The sequence below is a fragment of the Flavicella sp. genome (genome assembly GCF_037132785.1).
Lineage (GTDB): Bacteria > Bacteroidota > Bacteroidia > Flavobacteriales > Flavobacteriaceae > Flavicella.
In genome coordinates, this window is record NZ_JBAHZZ010000090.1 from 1 (window position 1) to 17935 (window position 17935).

The 17935-nt window shown below is 31.6% G+C and carries 15 protein-coding genes; 5 read left to right on the forward strand and 10 right to left on the reverse strand.

From position 1 onward, the window contains the following. Window positions 1–632: 632 nt before the first annotated feature. From ccsA to V5787_RS06180, 5 genes are all read right to left on the reverse strand, one after another. Entirely contained in the window at window positions 633–1436 is an 804-nt protein-coding gene (gene ccsA / locus V5787_RS06160) for a cytochrome c biogenesis protein CcsA (protein ID WP_336892390.1), read from the reverse strand. Then, window positions 1436–2686: a hypothetical protein gene (locus tag V5787_RS06165; RefSeq protein ID WP_336892391.1), complete on the reverse strand. Its 1251-nt coding sequence runs from the start codon at window positions 2684–2686 to the stop codon at window positions 1436–1438. The genes ccsA and V5787_RS06165 overlap by 1 nt, the downstream gene beginning before the upstream one ends. A 27-nt stretch (window positions 2687–2713) precedes the next feature. Then, complete coding sequence (gene nrfA / locus V5787_RS06170) at window positions 2714–4204, reverse strand: ammonia-forming cytochrome c nitrite reductase (protein WP_336892392.1); 1491 nt, start codon at window positions 4202–4204, stop codon at window positions 2714–2716. A gap of 2 nt (window positions 4205–4206) precedes the next feature. Then, on the reverse strand, window positions 4207–4815 hold the full coding sequence (nrfH, locus tag V5787_RS06175; RefSeq protein ID WP_336892393.1) for a cytochrome c nitrite reductase small subunit: 609 nt from the start codon (window positions 4813–4815) through the stop codon (window positions 4207–4209). 226 nt (window positions 4816–5041) lie between these two features. Continuing rightward, window positions 5042–6226 (reverse strand): phosphoglycerate kinase, encoded by a 1185-nt coding sequence (locus tag V5787_RS06180; protein ID WP_336892394.1) that lies wholly within the window; start codon window positions 6224–6226, stop codon window positions 5042–5044. 198 nt (window positions 6227–6424) lie between these two features. Between V5787_RS06180 and V5787_RS06185 the strand changes: the two genes are divergently transcribed. After that, window positions 6425–7567, forward strand: a complete 1143-nt coding sequence (locus tag V5787_RS06185; RefSeq protein ID WP_336892395.1) for a DNA polymerase III subunit delta' — start codon at window positions 6425–6427, stop codon at window positions 7565–7567. On the opposite strand, the gene V5787_RS06190 is transcribed toward V5787_RS06185, so the two are convergent. From V5787_RS06190 to V5787_RS06200, 3 genes are all read right to left on the reverse strand, one after another. Next, window positions 7564–10185, reverse strand: a complete 2622-nt coding sequence (locus tag V5787_RS06190) for a carboxypeptidase-like regulatory domain-containing protein (RefSeq protein ID WP_336892396.1) — start codon at window positions 10183–10185, stop codon at window positions 7564–7566. The two genes, V5787_RS06185 and V5787_RS06190, sit on opposite strands and share 4 nt — an antisense overlap. After that, the gene (locus V5787_RS06195; protein WP_336892397.1) at window positions 10175–11086 is read right to left on the reverse strand and encodes a FecR domain-containing protein; all 912 of its coding nucleotides are present in this window, start codon (window positions 11084–11086) and stop codon (window positions 10175–10177) included. The genes V5787_RS06190 and V5787_RS06195 overlap by 11 nt, the downstream gene beginning before the upstream one ends. A gap of 71 nt (window positions 11087–11157) precedes the next feature. Further along, complete coding sequence (locus V5787_RS06200) at window positions 11158–11670, reverse strand: sigma-70 family RNA polymerase sigma factor (protein WP_336892398.1); 513 nt, start codon at window positions 11668–11670, stop codon at window positions 11158–11160. Between the two features lie 326 nt (window positions 11671–11996). Between V5787_RS06200 and V5787_RS06205 the strand changes: the two genes are divergently transcribed. Beyond that, window positions 11997–12947 carry a hypothetical protein gene (locus tag V5787_RS06205; protein WP_336892399.1) on the forward strand — a complete coding sequence of 317 codons (951 nt, stop codon included), beginning with the start codon at window positions 11997–11999 and terminating at the stop codon, window positions 12945–12947. Window positions 12948–13016: 69 nt separating this feature from the next. Here V5787_RS06205 and V5787_RS06210 read toward each other — a convergent pair whose 3' ends face one another. Beyond that, entirely contained in the window at window positions 13017–13715 is a 699-nt protein-coding gene (locus V5787_RS06210) for an SIMPL domain-containing protein (protein WP_336892400.1), read from the reverse strand. 24 nt (window positions 13716–13739) lie between these two features. Beyond that, on the reverse strand, window positions 13740–15545 hold the full coding sequence (locus tag V5787_RS06215) for a von Willebrand factor type A domain-containing protein (RefSeq protein ID WP_336892401.1): 1806 nt from the start codon (window positions 15543–15545) through the stop codon (window positions 13740–13742). Window positions 15546–15721: 176 nt separating this feature from the next. Between V5787_RS06215 and V5787_RS06220 the strand changes: the two genes are divergently transcribed. The 3 genes from V5787_RS06220 to V5787_RS06230 are packed head-to-tail and all read left to right on the forward strand — an operon-like array spanning window position 15722 to window position 17565. After that, window positions 15722–16219, forward strand: coding sequence for a sigma-70 family RNA polymerase sigma factor (locus V5787_RS06220; RefSeq protein WP_336892402.1), 498 nt, complete (start codon window positions 15722–15724; stop codon window positions 16217–16219). 3 nt (window positions 16220–16222) lie between these two features. Then, on the forward strand, window positions 16223–17161 hold the full coding sequence (locus V5787_RS06225; RefSeq protein ID WP_336892403.1) for a hypothetical protein: 939 nt from the start codon (window positions 16223–16225) through the stop codon (window positions 17159–17161). A 5-nt stretch (window positions 17162–17166) separates the two neighbouring features. After that, the gene (locus V5787_RS06230; RefSeq protein ID WP_336892404.1) at window positions 17167–17565 is read left to right on the forward strand and encodes a DoxX family protein; all 399 of its coding nucleotides are present in this window, start codon (window positions 17167–17169) and stop codon (window positions 17563–17565) included. Window positions 17566–17935 lie beyond the last annotated feature (370 nt).

Below are 17935 nucleotides of genomic sequence, written 5' to 3' on the forward strand. Positions count from 1 at the left end.
CCTTGTCTATTATTTTTGAAATTCGATCCCAATCCATAAGAATATTTATTTGACTAAAAAATGTAGCTTTTATCTTTCTTGTGCGTAAATCACAAATGCTATCTGCAAAAGTAGGTGTTATTTGTAGTTTCATGGCTTGAATATACATCTTAACAAGCTAACAAACAATGATATAAAACCTAAGTTTGGATCTTTGTTTTTGTCATGTACCTTGCAACGGTCTTAAGTTATACCAATTATATTTCCATTTAATTGATGTATTTTGTATCTTTATGCATGGCATTATTAAGAACATTTATCGTAAAATAGAGTAAAGATTATTTAGAGAATCTTCGTAAAAGAAGTAAATCTCACCGTGTTAAAACCCGTATTTTGTTTACGAAATAGAAGGAACAACAAGTGAAATATTTTATAAATATTTATACGAATTAAGAGCATTATGCAACAGTCTTAAGCAATTGCATGAAAACACTCATAAAAAAGTGAACTTTACTAACTATTATATGAAATAGCCTTCCATAAACAGACAAAAACATTAGCAATTTCAGCAAAAAAAGCTCAGAAGCTCTAAAAACAACAGGCACTAAACGGATCTACTAACAAGCTATAAAAGCCTCTATTTCAAAAATATTTTATTGTTGGGTATAGTTATGTACACTTGTTTGTGCCACAGGTAAATAATTCACTCCAAACCAACAGACCAATAACACAACAAAAGCTAAAGCCAAAATAGTAAGAGACTGTTTTGTTTTATGCGAATGAAAATGACGGTAATGAATATAAGTTAAGTAACCCATCCATGTTAAAAACGCCCAAATTTCTTTGGGGTCCCAAGTCCAATAATGCCCCCAAGCCTCTTTGGCCCATATAGCGCCAAACAAAAGCCCAAGTGTTAAAAAAGCAAAACCTATATATACCAAATTATCGGCCAACTTCATTGTTTCGAGAGAAAAAGACTCCTGGTAAAAGTCATAAATCCCTTTTATAGCAACAATACTAGAAGCAGCCAATACGGCATAAGAAAACAAATAAACCAATACATGAGGAACAAACCACGGACTTTGAAGTGCGGGCATCAGCGTTTTAGAATAAGTCTCGGGGTTCAAATAATTAATCATTAAAAACACTGTCGCAAGGAGAATACTATACGCTAAAAACCATTTATACCTCCACCTAAAAAAGGTTACAAATCCAACAAAAGGTAAAAATGTAGCATACCAAAGTCGTGTTTCTCCCAAAGTTCTCATAGGAGGTCTATCTAGTTCCATCCATAGTTTCCCTACAAAAACAATCAAAACACACCAACCTAAAAACAAAATAGGCAAAGCATATTTTAATTTATTTACATCTTTATAAGATAAAAACAAAAATACCAAGCCTAGCAGCCATACAATTCCAATAATGCCGCTATATAAAGGAAAATCTATCCAAGTCATCAGTCTTCTTTATTTATTTTATTTCCCAACCAAAACATATTTATTGCACCAATTATCATCATAAAAATTCCAGAATAGATAACTGGCAACCATGGGTCTCTAACCAATTCAACAACACTTAAATCAGACCACTTTCCCATTTTCTCGTCATAACTCAATTGATACATGTCCCAGCCTTTGTATTCAAAAGACTCATTTACTTCGAGTATTGTATTAATACGTTCTCCTTCTTTTGTGAGGATATTAATATTTGAACTAAATTTTTTAGGCTCAGGAATTGTCATTACTAAAGAATAATCTTCTGATATTTTTAAAGCTTCAAATGGAGAACGAAAACTCCCACTACTAATCCAACCTTCTATAATACTATCTGTATCTACATTTCTAACTGAAACTAAAGCTGCAGGAGGAGACCCTACTTCATTTACAAAAAAATACTTTTCCCCATGCTTTCCAGCGTCTGATAAATAATCTTTTAGATACACTTCATAGTTTTGAAAGTAATACGTTTCGTCTTTTTCAACTAGATATAAATTCTTTCCATTGTTCTGAGCGATATCCCCAGATATATTATCTACCAAAGCTAATTTTGGATTGTACTCTTCAATAATAAAATCATTTAAATACACTGCAAAAGGAAGCTCTACCTCATGATTGTCATCATTATAAGCAACAAAACTAGGCCTTCCTTCATAAACATTTAGAGATAATCGTTGTAAATCTCCACTCCCTAAAATACCAGCTACCAATGCAATAAACAAACCCAAATGACTAACAATAAAACCAAAGTTAGACCAGCTGAATTGCAAAATTCTTTTCACTGTCACCAAACCTAAACAGGTTAAAAACAGAAAAAGCATAAATAAAAATGCCCAATGGGTAGTAATGTGATTCAGTCCTAAAAAGGTAATTGTTTCATTAGAAGATGGAATCTGAGGAACTACCCCCATAATCATCACCATAAAAGTAACCAATACAATTGAAGAAATCGATGCAGGTACCTTTGTTAACCAACGAATTAACTGAACGTTTGAAAACCATATATAAGCTACGAAAAGTAAAATTATATATCCCCCTAAAAAAACGACATTGTAAGGGTACGAAATGAGAAACTCCTCACTAGAGGGAATAAACATCTCTATTAAAAAACCAGTTAGGAGCAACCCTGTACCAATGAAAAACGATTCCATATAGCCCCAAGGATGCTCCCAAAAGTCTCTTTTATTATTCTGAGAAAACATCTCTGTCATACATAAGTTCTAACTAGCACAAAGATACTAATAATTTGCTTCTCTTTGCTTTGCTTCTTCGTCCCATTTAGGTATTACATTCTTTATAAACTCAGCCTTTTCTTTTTTTAATTTTTCCATAGGCAAGCCAATAAATTTTTGAGCAGCTGCTTTTGTTTCAATTGGCGGATAAGGAACATCTCCTTCAAACCCAAGCGTCATCAATAATTTTGCTAATTTGATACGTGTTTCTTGAGTTATATCAATCCCTTTACCAATAACTCTTCCTAATTCAACAGGTGCATGAAAAGAACCACCATGAGATGCAGCGGCATAATCCCATCTCCATTGCCCCAAACGTATTCCGTGTAAAATATTTTTCATTTGAACTTCAGTAGCTCCTAAATCCCAACATTGTTTAGCTTCCACATGAGCACGAACTAACAATCTTTCAAGCTGATTTCTATTTCCAATAATACGATCTTGATTATCATAAACATTTTTCGTCAAAACATCTTTTTCTTCACGGTGACAAACCTGACATGAGTTTGCAACATTATTTAAAGGTGATTGAATATGGTGATCTGTAAATTTCTGACCACCTTCTGTTTTATATGGCATATGACAATCTGCACAAGAAACGCCTCTTTGTCCATGGATACCCATTTTGAAAACCTCATAACCTGGATGTTGTGCTTTTAACATAGGAGCTCTACTTAACTTATGTATCCAATCCACATGTCCAATTCTATCGTAATATGTTTCCATATCTTCAACTGTTTGCCCATCATCCCAAGGAAAAACCAGATACGGAGTTCCTTCTTTTCCAGGAATATTTTTATTAAAATAGTATTCAACATGACACTGAGCACACACTAAAGAACGCATTTCATTATGAGTAGCATTCTTAATATCTTTTCCTTGTCTTTCAAAAGCCTCAATCAAAGCAGGACGAGTAATTTTAAGATTCATCGTTTCCGAGTCATGACAATCTGCACAACCAATCGGGTTAACAATTTCAGCACCTAATTTTCCCCATTTTCCTTTATAAAATTCTTCTACACCGTGCTCATTCATAATTCTAGGTACATCTGGAGATTTACAAGTCCAACATGTAGAAGGCATTGGACCGTCCTCTTTTCCTGTAGGTCCACCTGTTCTTAGCGAATTTCTAATATCTTCCACAGCATAAACGTGTCCTCTACCTTGCATATAGTCTTTAGAAAAACCATATCCAGCCCAAAGAACAACCAAACGAGGATCTACCTCAAGCATATCTATACTTGCATTTCCGTTGTATTTCGATCTAAAAGTAGAATCCGCTGTTCTATAATACGATTCAAATTCTCTAGGGAAATTCTCTCCCCATTTTTCGTTTCTCGGTTCTCCTGGTTTTACTTTATTAACAGGAGTATAAGCATATTTAGCTTCCATTTTTCTTTCAGTAATTGAAGAAACTAGGAGTCCTAGTAAAAAAACAATAACCAAAGATGCTAGAAATAGCACCCAATTCTTCCAAGATTTTCTTTTTGCGCTCATAATTATTCTTTTGATTTTGTGTCTAATTTCTCTATGTAGTTTTTAAGCCAACCAGGTACGGTTTCTTGATGTTCTTCTGGCACTTTTCCGTAATATTTAACAGAAGATAAGCTGTGTATTTTCCCATGAGGAACCTCTTTATGACAGTCCCAACACTTCCTATCAGTCATGTTTGCTGTATGGTTACTAACAGTACTTGCTAACTTTGTATCTACCACTTGATCTTGGTGACAACGTATACAATTATTATGTACCACTACTTCACTAGCATCACGCATTCTAATCACTTCGGGTTCATTTCTAGTAGTAAAAACAGAAGCATGGTACAAACCATCCATCGCTTTAAATGCATATTTTTTAAAGATGTTTTCATGAGGAACATGACAGTCATTACATGTAGCCCATTCTCTATGTGAACTGTTTAACCAAGTTGTATATTGAGGAGTCATTACATGACAATTCACGCAGGTTTTAGGGTCATCAGACAAATAAGAAACCGCCTTTGACTCAATCAATGCATATAAGGTAAGACCTAAAATTGCACCTAACAATATTACCACCGGTGTGCGCCATTCTTTTGGTGGAATAATTAACCTAAGTAGTTTGCCCATAATTACTTTAATTAAATCCTATTTCTTTTAGAATACCTCAAAAGTAACTTATTCTTTTTTAAAAAAGATGACACTTATCATTATTCGGGAAAACGAGAAACGAATTTGACTAAAGGCACCCTGTATTAACCCTACGATTTTATTCAATTATTTTAAGTTCTACAATCAAAAGAGCCTTGCTGAAAATCCAGCAAGGCTCTTTTTGTTTTTATGATATTTCTCTTGTTTACGCTTTTAACGCAGCAATACCGGGTAACTCTTTACCTTCCATATACTCTAACAAAGCACCTCCACCTGTAGAAACATATGACACATCATCTCCAAAACCTAAATTATTAATTGCTGCTGCAGAATCGCCACCACCAATTAAAGAAAAAGCTCCATTTTCTGTTGCCTCTTTAACTGCTTTAGCTATTTCAATTGTACCAGTTGCGAACAATGGAATTTCAGAAACTCCCATAGGTCCATTCCAAATAATTGTTTTAGACTCTTTAATAACCTTTGAAAACAGTTCAATTGTTTGAGGTCCAATATCAAGCCCTTCCCAATTATCAGGAATTTGTCCTCTTAATACCACTTGTGTATTTGCTGTATTAGAGAAATCATCTCCTAATAAATTATCTATAGGGAAAATTAATTTTACACCTTTAGATTTCGCCTTCTCTTCAAGTTCTAATACATATTCTAATAAGTCATTTTGACATAAAGAATTCCCAATATTTCCTCCTTTAGCTTTTGAAAAGGTATAAGACATACCTCCACCAATGATAATATTATCAGCAATATCCAATAATTTTTCAATGATTAAAATCTTATCAGAAACCTTAGCTCCTCCCATAATAGCAGTTACAGGGTTCTTCCCTCCTTTTAATACTTTATCTGCATTTACCAATTCTGCTTCAATTACAAAACCAGCTACTTTTTCTTCAAAAAACTGAGCGACAATTGTTGTAGAAGCATGTGCTCTATGAGCTGTTCCAAAAGCATCATTTACATAAATATCGCCCAATTTAGACAATTGTTTAGAGAACTCTACATCACCTGTAGTCTCTTCTTTATGAAAACGTAAATTTTCTAAAACCAAAACGTCTCCTGGCTTCAAAGCTGCTACCGCCGCTTCGGCTTCAGCTCCTACACAACTCTCAATAAATTTTACTTGAACTCCTAATACTTCACTAACCGTATCAATAATATGTGCTAATGAAAACTTAGACTCTACACCTTTTGGACGACCTAAATGCGACATTAAAACTGCTGATCCACCTTCTTCTAATATTTTTATAATCGTTGATTTTGCAGCTTTAATTCTTGTAGTATCTGTCACATTAAAATCTGCGTCTAATGGCACGTTAAAATCCACACGAACTAAGGCTTTCTTACCTTCAAAATTGATGTCTTTAATTGTTTTCATTGTTCTGTATAATTAAAAGTTGTAAGCAAATATACTTAATTTAAATAATCGTTCTCAAAAATCTAAAAAAAAGCTACTACAACGTTTTTGTAAATACAAAAGGACCTTCCACTGTTTTATAAATCCTATTTACTTCTTAAAATATAATTTTAGAGATGAAACCAATGTTTCCCGTTTACTATATCCCTATATTTGCTAATGCTTTTTTCAGAAATTATAGGTCAAGAACACATCATCAATCATTTAAAAACATCTGCCGATAACGGTCGTATTCCACATGCTCAGTTATTTATAGGAAACGAAGGTTCTGGGACTCTACCTATGGCAATTGCTTATGCACAATATTTGCTTTGCAGTAAAAATAAAAATGCTTCTGCTTGCAATTTAAAATGTAAAAATTTAACACATCCTGATTTGCATTTTGCATTTCCTGTTGCTACTAATGACAAGGTAAAAAAACATCCTCTAAGCAGTCTTTTTTTAAAAGAATGGAGAACCTTTATCAAAGAACAACCTTATGGAAATTTGTTTAATTGGCTTCAGAATATTGGTATAGAAAACAAACAAGGACAAATAGGAGTTGATGAAGCAGTGCAAATTGTTAAATCCCTACAGCTTAAATCCTATGAAGGCGGCTATAAGATAATGATTATTTGGATGGCTGAAAAAATGCACACTTCTGCCGCTAATAAACTTTTAAAACTCATAGAAGAGCCCCCTGAAGAAACAATTTTCATCCTTATTTCTCAGGATCAAGAGCAAATTATCAATACTATTTTATCTAGGTGTCAAGTATTGCATTTTCCTGTATTGAGTGAAAGTAATATTTCTGACGCATTAATCGATAGAAATGATTCTTTTCCTGCAGAAGCTTCAAAAATTGCACACCAAGCTGAAGGTAATTTTAACAAAGCAGTACATTTATTAAAACACGATTCTAACGATTTAATTTTTGAGCAATGGTTTGTCTTATGGGTAAGAAATGCTTTTAAAGCAAAAGGAAATGCTGCTGTTATTCAGAACTTAATAGAATGGAGTGAAACCATTGCTAAATCAGGGAGAGAAACTCAAAAGAGCTTTTTACACTACTGTTTACAGTTTTTCAGACAAGCCTTATTGCAGAATTACGGTGCACAAGAATTGGTTTTTATAGAAACAAAAACTCAAGGTTTTTCTTTAGCTAAGTTTGCTCCATTTATCCATAGTGGAAACATCATGGAAATTGAAAAAGAAGTTGGAGATGCTATATATCACATTGAACGAAATGGTAATGCCAAAATTATTTTGCTCGATTTGTCTATCAAACTTACACGATTATTACACGCTAAAGAAGGTGCTTAAAAATTTACACGAAAAACTGCGTTCGGCGTAAAACCTATAGAGATCTGATCCGTTACAACAAGTCTCCCCCCCTCATTATTCATTCCTGTTTTCTCTGTTTTTATTTCATAACTCCTGTCTAAAATGTTTTCTGCATTCAGAATATTCATTAAAGAAATCCCAAATTTACCTTGGATTTTTCCTGATTTCGAAAATTTAAATTTGTACGTAGCAGATAAATCTACCCTTTTATAAACAGGTAATCTATTGGTATTCAAATCATCTTGATACTTCACTTTATTATTTCCATTAGAGGCTGGTTCAATTCCAATTCCTTTGGTATACGGTGTTCCAGACCTAATCTTCCAACCTAAAGAGAATTCATATTTATTCAAACAATAGGTATGTGACCAAACCAGAGAATGGGGAATGTCGTATTCTCCATCAAATGCCTTTCCTTTATTTATCTCATCGTAAATAAATTTTGTTTTAGAAAAAGTATAACTAATCCAAGACCTATAATTCCCATATTTTTTCTTTAACAATACATCTACTCCATTAGTAATACTGGTCCCAGACAAATACTGAGTAACACTTGTATCCACATTGTCCGTTAAAATCGTCAATCCATTTATTACTTTATTATATAGATCTACATCTAAATTCCATCCATTTTTTTGATATAAAAACCCACCTGTTATTTGATAATTATTTAAAACAGGTATCTCTTTCCCATCAGACAATGCCCAAACTTTAGATGTCAATCCAAGACCAACATTTGGAAACTCTATCAATTGACTCAAAATTTGATTTTTAATTTCCGCAGAAAATTTAAGTTGAAATGATTTTGTTATTTGATCTGACACAAAAAACCTAGGTTCAAAATAAGCTTTTGAGACCGTTGAAAAATAATTCATTCTCACTCCTATTTTCATATTCCACTTTTCGTCCTTTTTAAACGAGTATTCTGAAAATAGTGCGTGAGTATAATTATTTGTTACTCCAGGCTTTAAAGGCTGAATTTCACCTCCATTTTCATTTGTAATATTATAAATATAATTGACATTGTTTTTTAAGTATTGATAGCCATGAGTCCAGGTTGAGATTTCATTTAATCTATTTTCAAAATTCATTTTAAGTCCTAAATCCTCTACTTTATTATATTTCTCAAAAATATTTATAACTGCGTTACTAGTATCTAATTGTGTTCCTTCTGTTTTTCCATAATATTCTAACTGATATTCAGAATAGCCAATTTCAATTTTTTGAGACCATTTTTCACTCCAAAACCTTGTCCATTTTAAATTTGAACCTTGATTTCTTATCTCTAAATCATATGTGTTTTTTTCATTAAAACGATCATTTTCCGAATAGTATTCCAATTCGTTTTTATTATACAAATTACTAAACACCAGTTTATCGTTATCGGTAATCTCCGCAATTATTTTTAAATTGTAATCCTGAAAAAAGAACATATTTTCAACATTAGTCAATTCATTTACCCCTTCGGTTTCATCTTCTGCGATACTCGTATTTTGAAAAACGCTTTCAGAAAAATTTTGATACGTAATTGTATTCCAAAAATCTGTCAACGATCTTCTACCCGATAAAACAACACCTATCTTATCATTAAACAAGGGTTTTTTCACATAAGCATCTGCATGTAATAAGTTTAAACCAAAACCCGCTTTAAAATCAGGAACAGCATCCCCAGAACTTATTTCCAACACTCCGCCAATTCGATCTCCATATCTAGCACTGGTACCACTTCTATAAAATTCAATGTTATTTGTTATATATGGATTGAAAGATGATATCAAACCAAAAAAATGGCCGCTTTCATACATTTTTATCCCATCAAACAAAACCAAATTTTGATCAGGTGTTCCTCCTCTTACATGCAAACCAGAAGCAGTTTCCCCTGGGCTCTGAACGCCAGGCAACAATTGTAAAGACAGCAATACATCTGGCTCCGTTAATCCAGGTAATATTCCTAAGTTATTAGGAGATATTCGAATGGCACCATCTCTTTCTTTAGACATTCCTCTTGTCAAATAATCACTAACCAATACCTCCTGTAATTCTTCGTTGGTCTCTGTAAGAACTATTTTTTTACAATCTATGTTATCCATTTTTAAAACCGAACTTTCAAGACTGTAATATCCTAAATAATCAATTCTTACCCTCCAATCAGATTGCAATCCTTTTAGCTCAAAAAAACCTTGAGAATCGGACGATACTCCAATTAATTCATGCTCTACCCAAACGGTCGCATCCTCAATAGGCTTTCCTGATTTTTTATCAATAAGAAAACCACAAATGGTCATATTTGTTCTAAGTGGTTTTTCTTTAACAACAATATATCTATCGTCTAATTTTTCGAAAACAAGATTAGTTTTTTTCTGTAAATTTTCTAAAATAGCATCTAAGTCGGTTTCTTTTTCCAAAGGAGATACATGATACTTCTCTATCAGATAAGCGTCAAAAGAAAAACGTACTTGGTATAATTTTTCTATAGAACCAAACACTTCTTTTAAGGGAATTTGCTCTTCATTCTTTTTTGGAGCCTCTTTTTGAGCATGTCCAAAATTAATAATTAAAAAAAAAAGCAATAAAAAATAGTTTCTATTAATTTTCACTAAGTATTATTTTACCTGATTCACTAACCGTATACACGATTTGTAAAGGTATAAAAACTGTTTTTAAAGCAATCTGTTTGTTTTTATTTGTAAAACTACCTGTATATAATTGGTTTTCGTTCACCAAATTTGCATCAAAAGTAATATTGTATTGTTTTTCCAACTCTTTAATAACATATTTTAAAGGAGTACTTTCAAAAGTACTTTCCCTTGTAATCCATGCGGGTGCACTTTTATCAAAGCTTGTTTTCTTAGCTGCTTGACCTTTTATTTTAAAATACCCTTTTCCTGAAGTTAAAACAACCTCTTCTAAGGCACTTTTTACACTCACTTTTCCTTCAAAACATTTTACTTCAAAATAGCCTTGTGTTCTTTTTACATTAAATTGTGTTCCCAAAACACTTACTGAACCTAATTCTGTAACTACCGTAAATTCTGATCCCGTTTGAACTTTAAAATAACCTTCCCCTTTCAAGGTCATATTTCTATTTCCTTGTTCCCAGTCCTTTTCGCTTAGACTAATTTTTGATTTCGCATTTAGCAGTACTTCTGACCCATCAGGTAAAACAACTACTAGTTGCTCCCCGTAAGAGGTTTCATAAACCTTGTCTTTGTCTACAAAATAAAATATACCAACCAATAAAGCGACAGAAGCCGCGACAGAATATGCCCAGTTTGGAATCATTTTTCTAGGCTTTTTCAGTGAACTTAACTTCTTTTTAATTGCTTTAAAAACAGCCTCCTGATCAAATTCAGGAGCTTGAAACAGTTCTGTTTTCTCAATAATCCTAAAGTATTCTTTATGTTTTTCAGTTTTTTCAAAAGCAATACGCTCCTCTTCATTAAGGTCTTTATTTAACCATCTGGCTAAAAAAGTATCATCTGTGTATTTTTGCTCCATAACTATGTCCTTTGTAACTAAAACAACTTGCTCTTATACTACCCTACCTTGTTTTTAGTTTTATTTAACTTTTAAAATTTTCCGCTAATTTTTTCTCTCATTGTTAAAAGTGCTCCATGCATTCTTTTTTCAACTGCTTTTACAGATATCCCTAAAAGTTCTGAAATTTCTTTATAACTTTTCTTATCGATACGACTCATCAAAAAAACTTCACGCTGCCTACTTGTTAAATCTGAAATAGCATTCTGAAGCTTTGTCATAAATTCTTTTTCTTCCAAAACAAACTCAGGGTCTTCATTTGTAAAACCAGCTGTAGGTCTTTGATTGTATTTTAAAACCACCTTTTTGTGAGCTACTTCATTTAAAAATAAATTATTTGCTACGGTATATAAAAAGGATTTCGTTTTTACAAAAATAATTTTGGCGCAATTCTTCCACAATTTAATAAATGCTTCCTGAACCAAATCTTCTGCTTCATCCTGATTTCCACATTTATAATAAATAAAATTATATAAAGATTTAGAATGGTTTGAATACAGTTCTTCGAAAACCTTAGATTCACAAACTGATTTTTCTTTTGTCATGGTTTGCTTAATTTACTCCAAAAGTAAGTGAAATATTTGAAATTCTTTTTTTTATTAAATTTTAAGCAGCAACAAGAACTATTGCCAATCAGTACTAATTCTAACCATTTGTATAAATCAGAGGTTCTTATTTTATTAAAAAATTATGTTTTTTAAGGTAGGGTTCTATTCAAGATCCCTGTTTAACCAACATAAACAAATAAAGTAAAAATTAATACGCACCCAAAATAGTCTATTATTTTTTATATCTTGATAAGTCAAAAGGCTTGTTGTTATTACAAAGTCATTTCAATAAAAAATCGCTAAAAAACTATAATTCATCAATTGTGAAAATAAAAAATAAAATAGTGTTACTTCTTGTCTTTGGTTTGACAGGTCAATTTTTTTCTTGTCAAAACAGCAACTCTGTTCTTTCAGAAATTGAAAACGAAGAGATCTCTACCGAGTTTGTTAGTGCCAATCTAAACATCTCTAGATATTATACTTTTGGAGAAGCTTTAAAAGATCAAATAAATGAAGGAGACGGTGCTGGTATTGATTTGTCTTTTAGAAATAGTGGAGTGGTAATTGATGAGACAGACAATAGCTATTATGCTGTAAACGGTGTACATCCCATAAATAGCGGTGATTACTCTTCATATTATCCTAAATCAATTGTAAAAGCTTCTATATACACGGATGAAATTATCCAATCTTATTCCTTTTCTTCTGTAAACGGACATGATATTGATATGGAAGCCCTGTGTTTTGCAGAAAACACAACTACTTTATATATTGGAGATGAATACAACTACATCTATGAATTGGACTTAAGCACAGGTTCTGTCACCAGAGAATGGGATTTAAGTGATCTTGGAATTGTAAATAACATCGATAAAGGTATTGAGGCGATGACATATTCTGATGGTTATTTTTATATTGGAATTCAAGAAGATAAAAAAATAATCAAACTGGATTTAAACCTGTCTAGCGAAGCAACAACAGCAACTATTGTATCTTCATTTAATTTAGATGTTTCCCCCAGTGGTTTATTTGCCCATTCTGACGGAACATTATACGTGGTTTCAATTGATTCAAATGAACAAAAAATTTATCGCTATAAAACCGATGGAACTTTATTATGTGAGCTAAGCATACCTTCTTCCTTAAATATTGTGAGGCCCGATGGAATATTTATTGATAAAGCAAACGAATACGTTTATATTGCAGACTCTCAAGGGTCTATTTACAATGGGTATTCTTTATACAAAATTGTTTGGTTAAACCAGTGTAATTAATAGTTACACTATTAAAACTTCAGGCAATTTTTACTGCCCGAAGTTGTCTTTAATATAGCTCTTTGGGTTTTATTCTAATTTAAATTTGACAGAAACTGTACTTTCAAATTTTATTTTTTGAAATTCTATCTCTATCTTCTTATCTTTAATCTCGTTGGTGGTTCCTATAGGGATTTGCTCATTGTATACATTTCTATAATAAATATTAGTATTTTGATTTCTGTCTAAAACATAAATAGCCTTACCTACTTTTTGCCCTAATGCATTGGCTAAAACTAAGGCATGTTTTTTAGCTTTTACAATAGCCTTTACTTTCAAATTAATTTCCAGTTCTTCTTTTTTAGAATATTCTGTTTTTTCCAAAGAAACATTTGAGATACCACTTTCTTCCATGGCTACAAATATATTTGCCGCAGTTGATGCCTCGTGCAGAAGTAATGAAAACATCTTCATTTTTAAAATCTCCTTCTCTCTTAAAAAATATTTTTTATAATTGCTTCTCATATCCAACACTGTTAAATCTTTAGCAATGTTTACTCCGTTTTTTTTTAAAAGATTCTTCAACTTCGTTTCTAGAGTTTCTAGAGTTATTTTACCTTTTAAGTCCTCTTCTTTTAATATTATATTCAAATAAATTCTATCAGGAAACACCAAGCTATCTACTTTTACTGTTATATCTAAATAAGGTTGATCAATAAAACTTTTAGTCTGTGCGTAAGTTGAAATTGTTATAAAACCTACGATTATCAATAATGCTAATTTTCTCATTTTTTTATTTTTAAATTTATACTTCTATAATAATGATGCCAATTCTACTAAACGAATAAACTCTGCTCTGTATCCATTTTCATCTTTTCCTTTTGCTGCTTTGGCTGTTTTTTCAACTTGCTGATAACTTAGATTCCCTATATAATCTGAATTTCTCAATAACATTCCGAATCCAGCTACTGCACTCGAAAACTGAAAATCTATACTTGTTTTATCAAATGATATTTTTTTATTTTTAATAATCTTGACAAGAAGTTTACTCTTGTTTTTATTCGGGTTTTTATATCTAATTTTAACGGTTGCCAATTCATTTTTAAAATTATCTATTGATTTTTCTTTTGATATTTGATATTTTAAATCTGTGTCTAATTTTATTTTTGAATCTACTGAAATTATCTCATATAATGCTGTAACGTTGTGCCCTGCTCCTAATTCTCCAGCATCTTTTTTGTCGTTTTGAAAATCCTCATCATACAACAACCTGTTTTCATAGCCTACCAATCGATATCTTTTTACAAAATTTGGATTGAATTCAATTTGAATTTTCACGTCTTTTGCTATGGTAAATAATGTGCCTCCAAATTCATTTATAAATACTTTTTTTGCTTCTAAAATATTATCAATATAAGCATAATTCCCATTTCCTTTGTCTGCAATAATTTCCATTTTACTATCCCTATAATTTCCAATTCCAAAACCTGTAACAGAAATAAATATGCCTTTGTCTCTTTTAGAAACAATCAATTTTTCTAATGCCGCATCACTAGACTGACCCATATTAAAATCACCATCGGTAGCCAAAATAATTCTGTTGTTTCCTCCCTTGATAAAATTATCCTCAGCTACTTTATAAGCAAGCTCTAAACCTTGAGTTCCAGCTGTTCCTCCACCCGATTTTAAATTATCAATCGCTTTTAAAATCTCTTTTTTCTTATCCCCTGAGGTCGATGGCAAAACTATACCCGAACTTCCTGCATACACCACTATCGCAACTTTATCTTTTGCTCTTAATTGATTTACTAATAAGGTATATGCCTTTTTTAAAAGAGGTAATTTATTAGCACTTCTCATGGATCCAGAAACATCAATTAAAAAAACTAAATTACTAGCGGGTGCTTTTTTAAAATCTAATTTTTTTCCTTGCAAACCAATATGCAACAACTGACTCTCTGAATTCCATGGGCAAGAAGACAGTTCATAGTTGATTGAAAAGGGTTCTATATTCTCTGGTTGCTTATAAGAGTAATCGAAATAATTAATCATTTCTTCAATTCTTACAGCATCTTTAGGTGGCATTTGTCCATCGTTTAAAAAACGTCTCACATTGCTATACGATGCAGCATCTACATCTATAGAAAATGTTGACAAAGGTGTTTGTAATGGATTTTTAAAACCCTTTTCTTCAATTTCGGCATAAGTTTCAGAGTTTTCATTTTCATAAATAATTGATTTATTATCCATGATATCATATACTTGTTTGGATTCAATTTCTCCTTTTTTTATCTGAGAACCATAGCCTACAATTATATGTTCCTCTAACACTGCGTAGCTAGCAATCAATATTACATGCAGTCTATTTGACTTTCCAACTTTCGATTTTTTGGTGGCATATCCAATTAAAGACATAATCAAAACATCTCCCGAAGCAGCTTCAATAGAAAATCTGCCTTCAAAGTCAGAAACCGTTTTTTTGGACGTACCTTCCACAATAATAGAAACTCCAGGGATTGGGTCTCCTTTTTCGTCATTTATCATACCTTTGATATTATTCGCAAAAATTGAATTTGAGATTAACAAACAAAACACTACAATTAGATTTATTTCTTTCATGATTTTTTAGTTAAATGAAACCTTGTTTTCTAATAAGATGCAGCACAAAGTAATATTCCATAAAAGTTTTTTATTTTTTATTTAATGTGTACATTTCACTTGTGATATTTAACTTCAAAAATCTTGACAATCAAAGTGACGAAATTTTACTAACAAAATTTCAAACCAAAAATGATTTGACCGTTTTAGGAGTATTATTCAACCGATATACCCATCTGGTTTATGGTGTTTGCTTAAAATATTTAAAACATAGAGAAGATTGTCAAGACGCAGTAATTCAAATTTTTGAAATACTAATTCAAGAAGTCCCAAAACACGACATAAAAAACTTTAAAAACTGGCTATATGGAGTAACACGCAATTATTGTTTAATGCAGCTTAGAAAACAAAATGCGAACAAAAAAAGTTTTGAAAAATATAGCGCAACTTTTTTTATGGAATCTTCTGAAGAATTGCACCCTATAGATATAGAAAGAGACAACTCTATAAACACATCCTTAAAAAAATGTTTGGAAAAACTTAAAGAAGAACAACGCAAATGCGTGATTTTATTTTATTTTGAAGAAATGTGTTATAAAAAAATAGCTGAAGAACGACAACTTGAAGAAAAAAAGATAAAAAGTTATATTCAAAACGGAAAAAGAAATTTAAAACTTTGCATTGAAGACTCTTAGAATATGAAACCAAAGAAAAACACATATTCCGATTTAAAAAAATATCTGCAAAATAAACTGTCAGATAAAGAGCGTTATACATTTGAAAAAAATGTGTCAAAAGATGCTTTTGAAGAAGAAGCTATGCAAGGACTAGACCAGATTGATAGTCATATTTTTTTAAAAGACACCAAAAACATTCAACATCAAATTAAAAACAAACTTATAAAAAAAGGAATCCTTGTTAGAATTAGAAAATACAATATGGCCGCTTCGGTTGTACTCATTATCGGAATGGCTAGTTACTTTTATCTTACTAACAGACCTGACTTAGCAAAAGATCCAATTTTTAATACTCCTGTTTTAAAAGAAAGAAAGTCAATAAAAACAAAATCACTAGAGAAAATAAACATAGATAATGAAGAGGATTTAGAAGAATCCGTTTTTGAATCCATTGATGCAATTGTACATACGAAAAAAGAAGAGCGAATGAATCCAAAAACAAATCGTATAGTTACTGCTCCTGAACACATTCAAGAAGTTAAAATTCAAAAGAAAAAACATGCTATTGGAGCTACTCTCAACATTAAAACCTCCGAATTTGACTCTACAGAAAAAACTGATCTAAGAAATCCTATAAAAGAAAAAGCTGTAGATATTACAATACCAAACCGTTTTAATGCGATTCCACCGCAACAAACTAAACAAGATTTTACTTTGTGGGTTAAAGAGTCTTTTGACTCTAAATTACTTAAAAAAGGCACTACTGTTACCATTCAAATTGAATTTACAATTTCTAAAAACGGTGGTATAAAAAACATAAAAACAGATTCAAATAGAACGATTAATAAGGAATTAAAACGCATCTTAAAATCAAGCGAGATCTGGCAAGCAGCAACGGAGAACGGAAAACCTGTTAAAGAAAAAATTGTACTTACCTTTGAACTCTCAAACAACTTGTAACCTCCATGGAATTTTTACACCTATATCCTACAGAAATATTAATTCTTCTTTTTTTAATTATAACTTTTGGAATTTCGTTTATTGAAAAACTAACAAACTGGAAAGGAACCCTGAGTTATATAACAAAAACCTTTGAAGCAACTTTTATCAAAAATTTTGTAAAACCCTTGATTATAGGTTTGATCATTTTAGAAATTTGCACTTTGTTATTTCTTCTTTTTGGAATCTATCAACTCTTTTTTTTAGAAGAAAAAGAATTTGGACTGTTGGGGTGTTACTTTTCATGTCTCTCTATTTTATATATGTTGATCGGCCAACGTATCGCAAAAGATTACCCAGGTGCAACATCACTTACAGTCTATTTTATTCTTAGTGTTTTTGGAGTTTTTATACTGAGCAATTAATCATCAACCAAACTTATACCAAATAAAAATGATTGATTAAATTATCCGAAATAACTTTCATCTATAATACGCCAGTAATTAAGCTCTTTTAATATTTTATTTAAAACCATCTACAAGTTAAGACCGTTGCAAGGTACATGACAAAAACAAAGACCCAAACTTAGGGTGTAAATCATTGTTTGTTAGATTATTAAGACGTATATTCAAGTCATTAAACTACAAATAACACCTACTTTTGCATATAGCATTTGTGACTTACGTACAAGAAAGATAAAAGCTACATTTTTTAGTCAAATAAATATTCTTATCGATTGGGATCGAATTTCAAAAATAATAGACAAGGACTATTCCAGAGGTAAAAGTGCCGTTG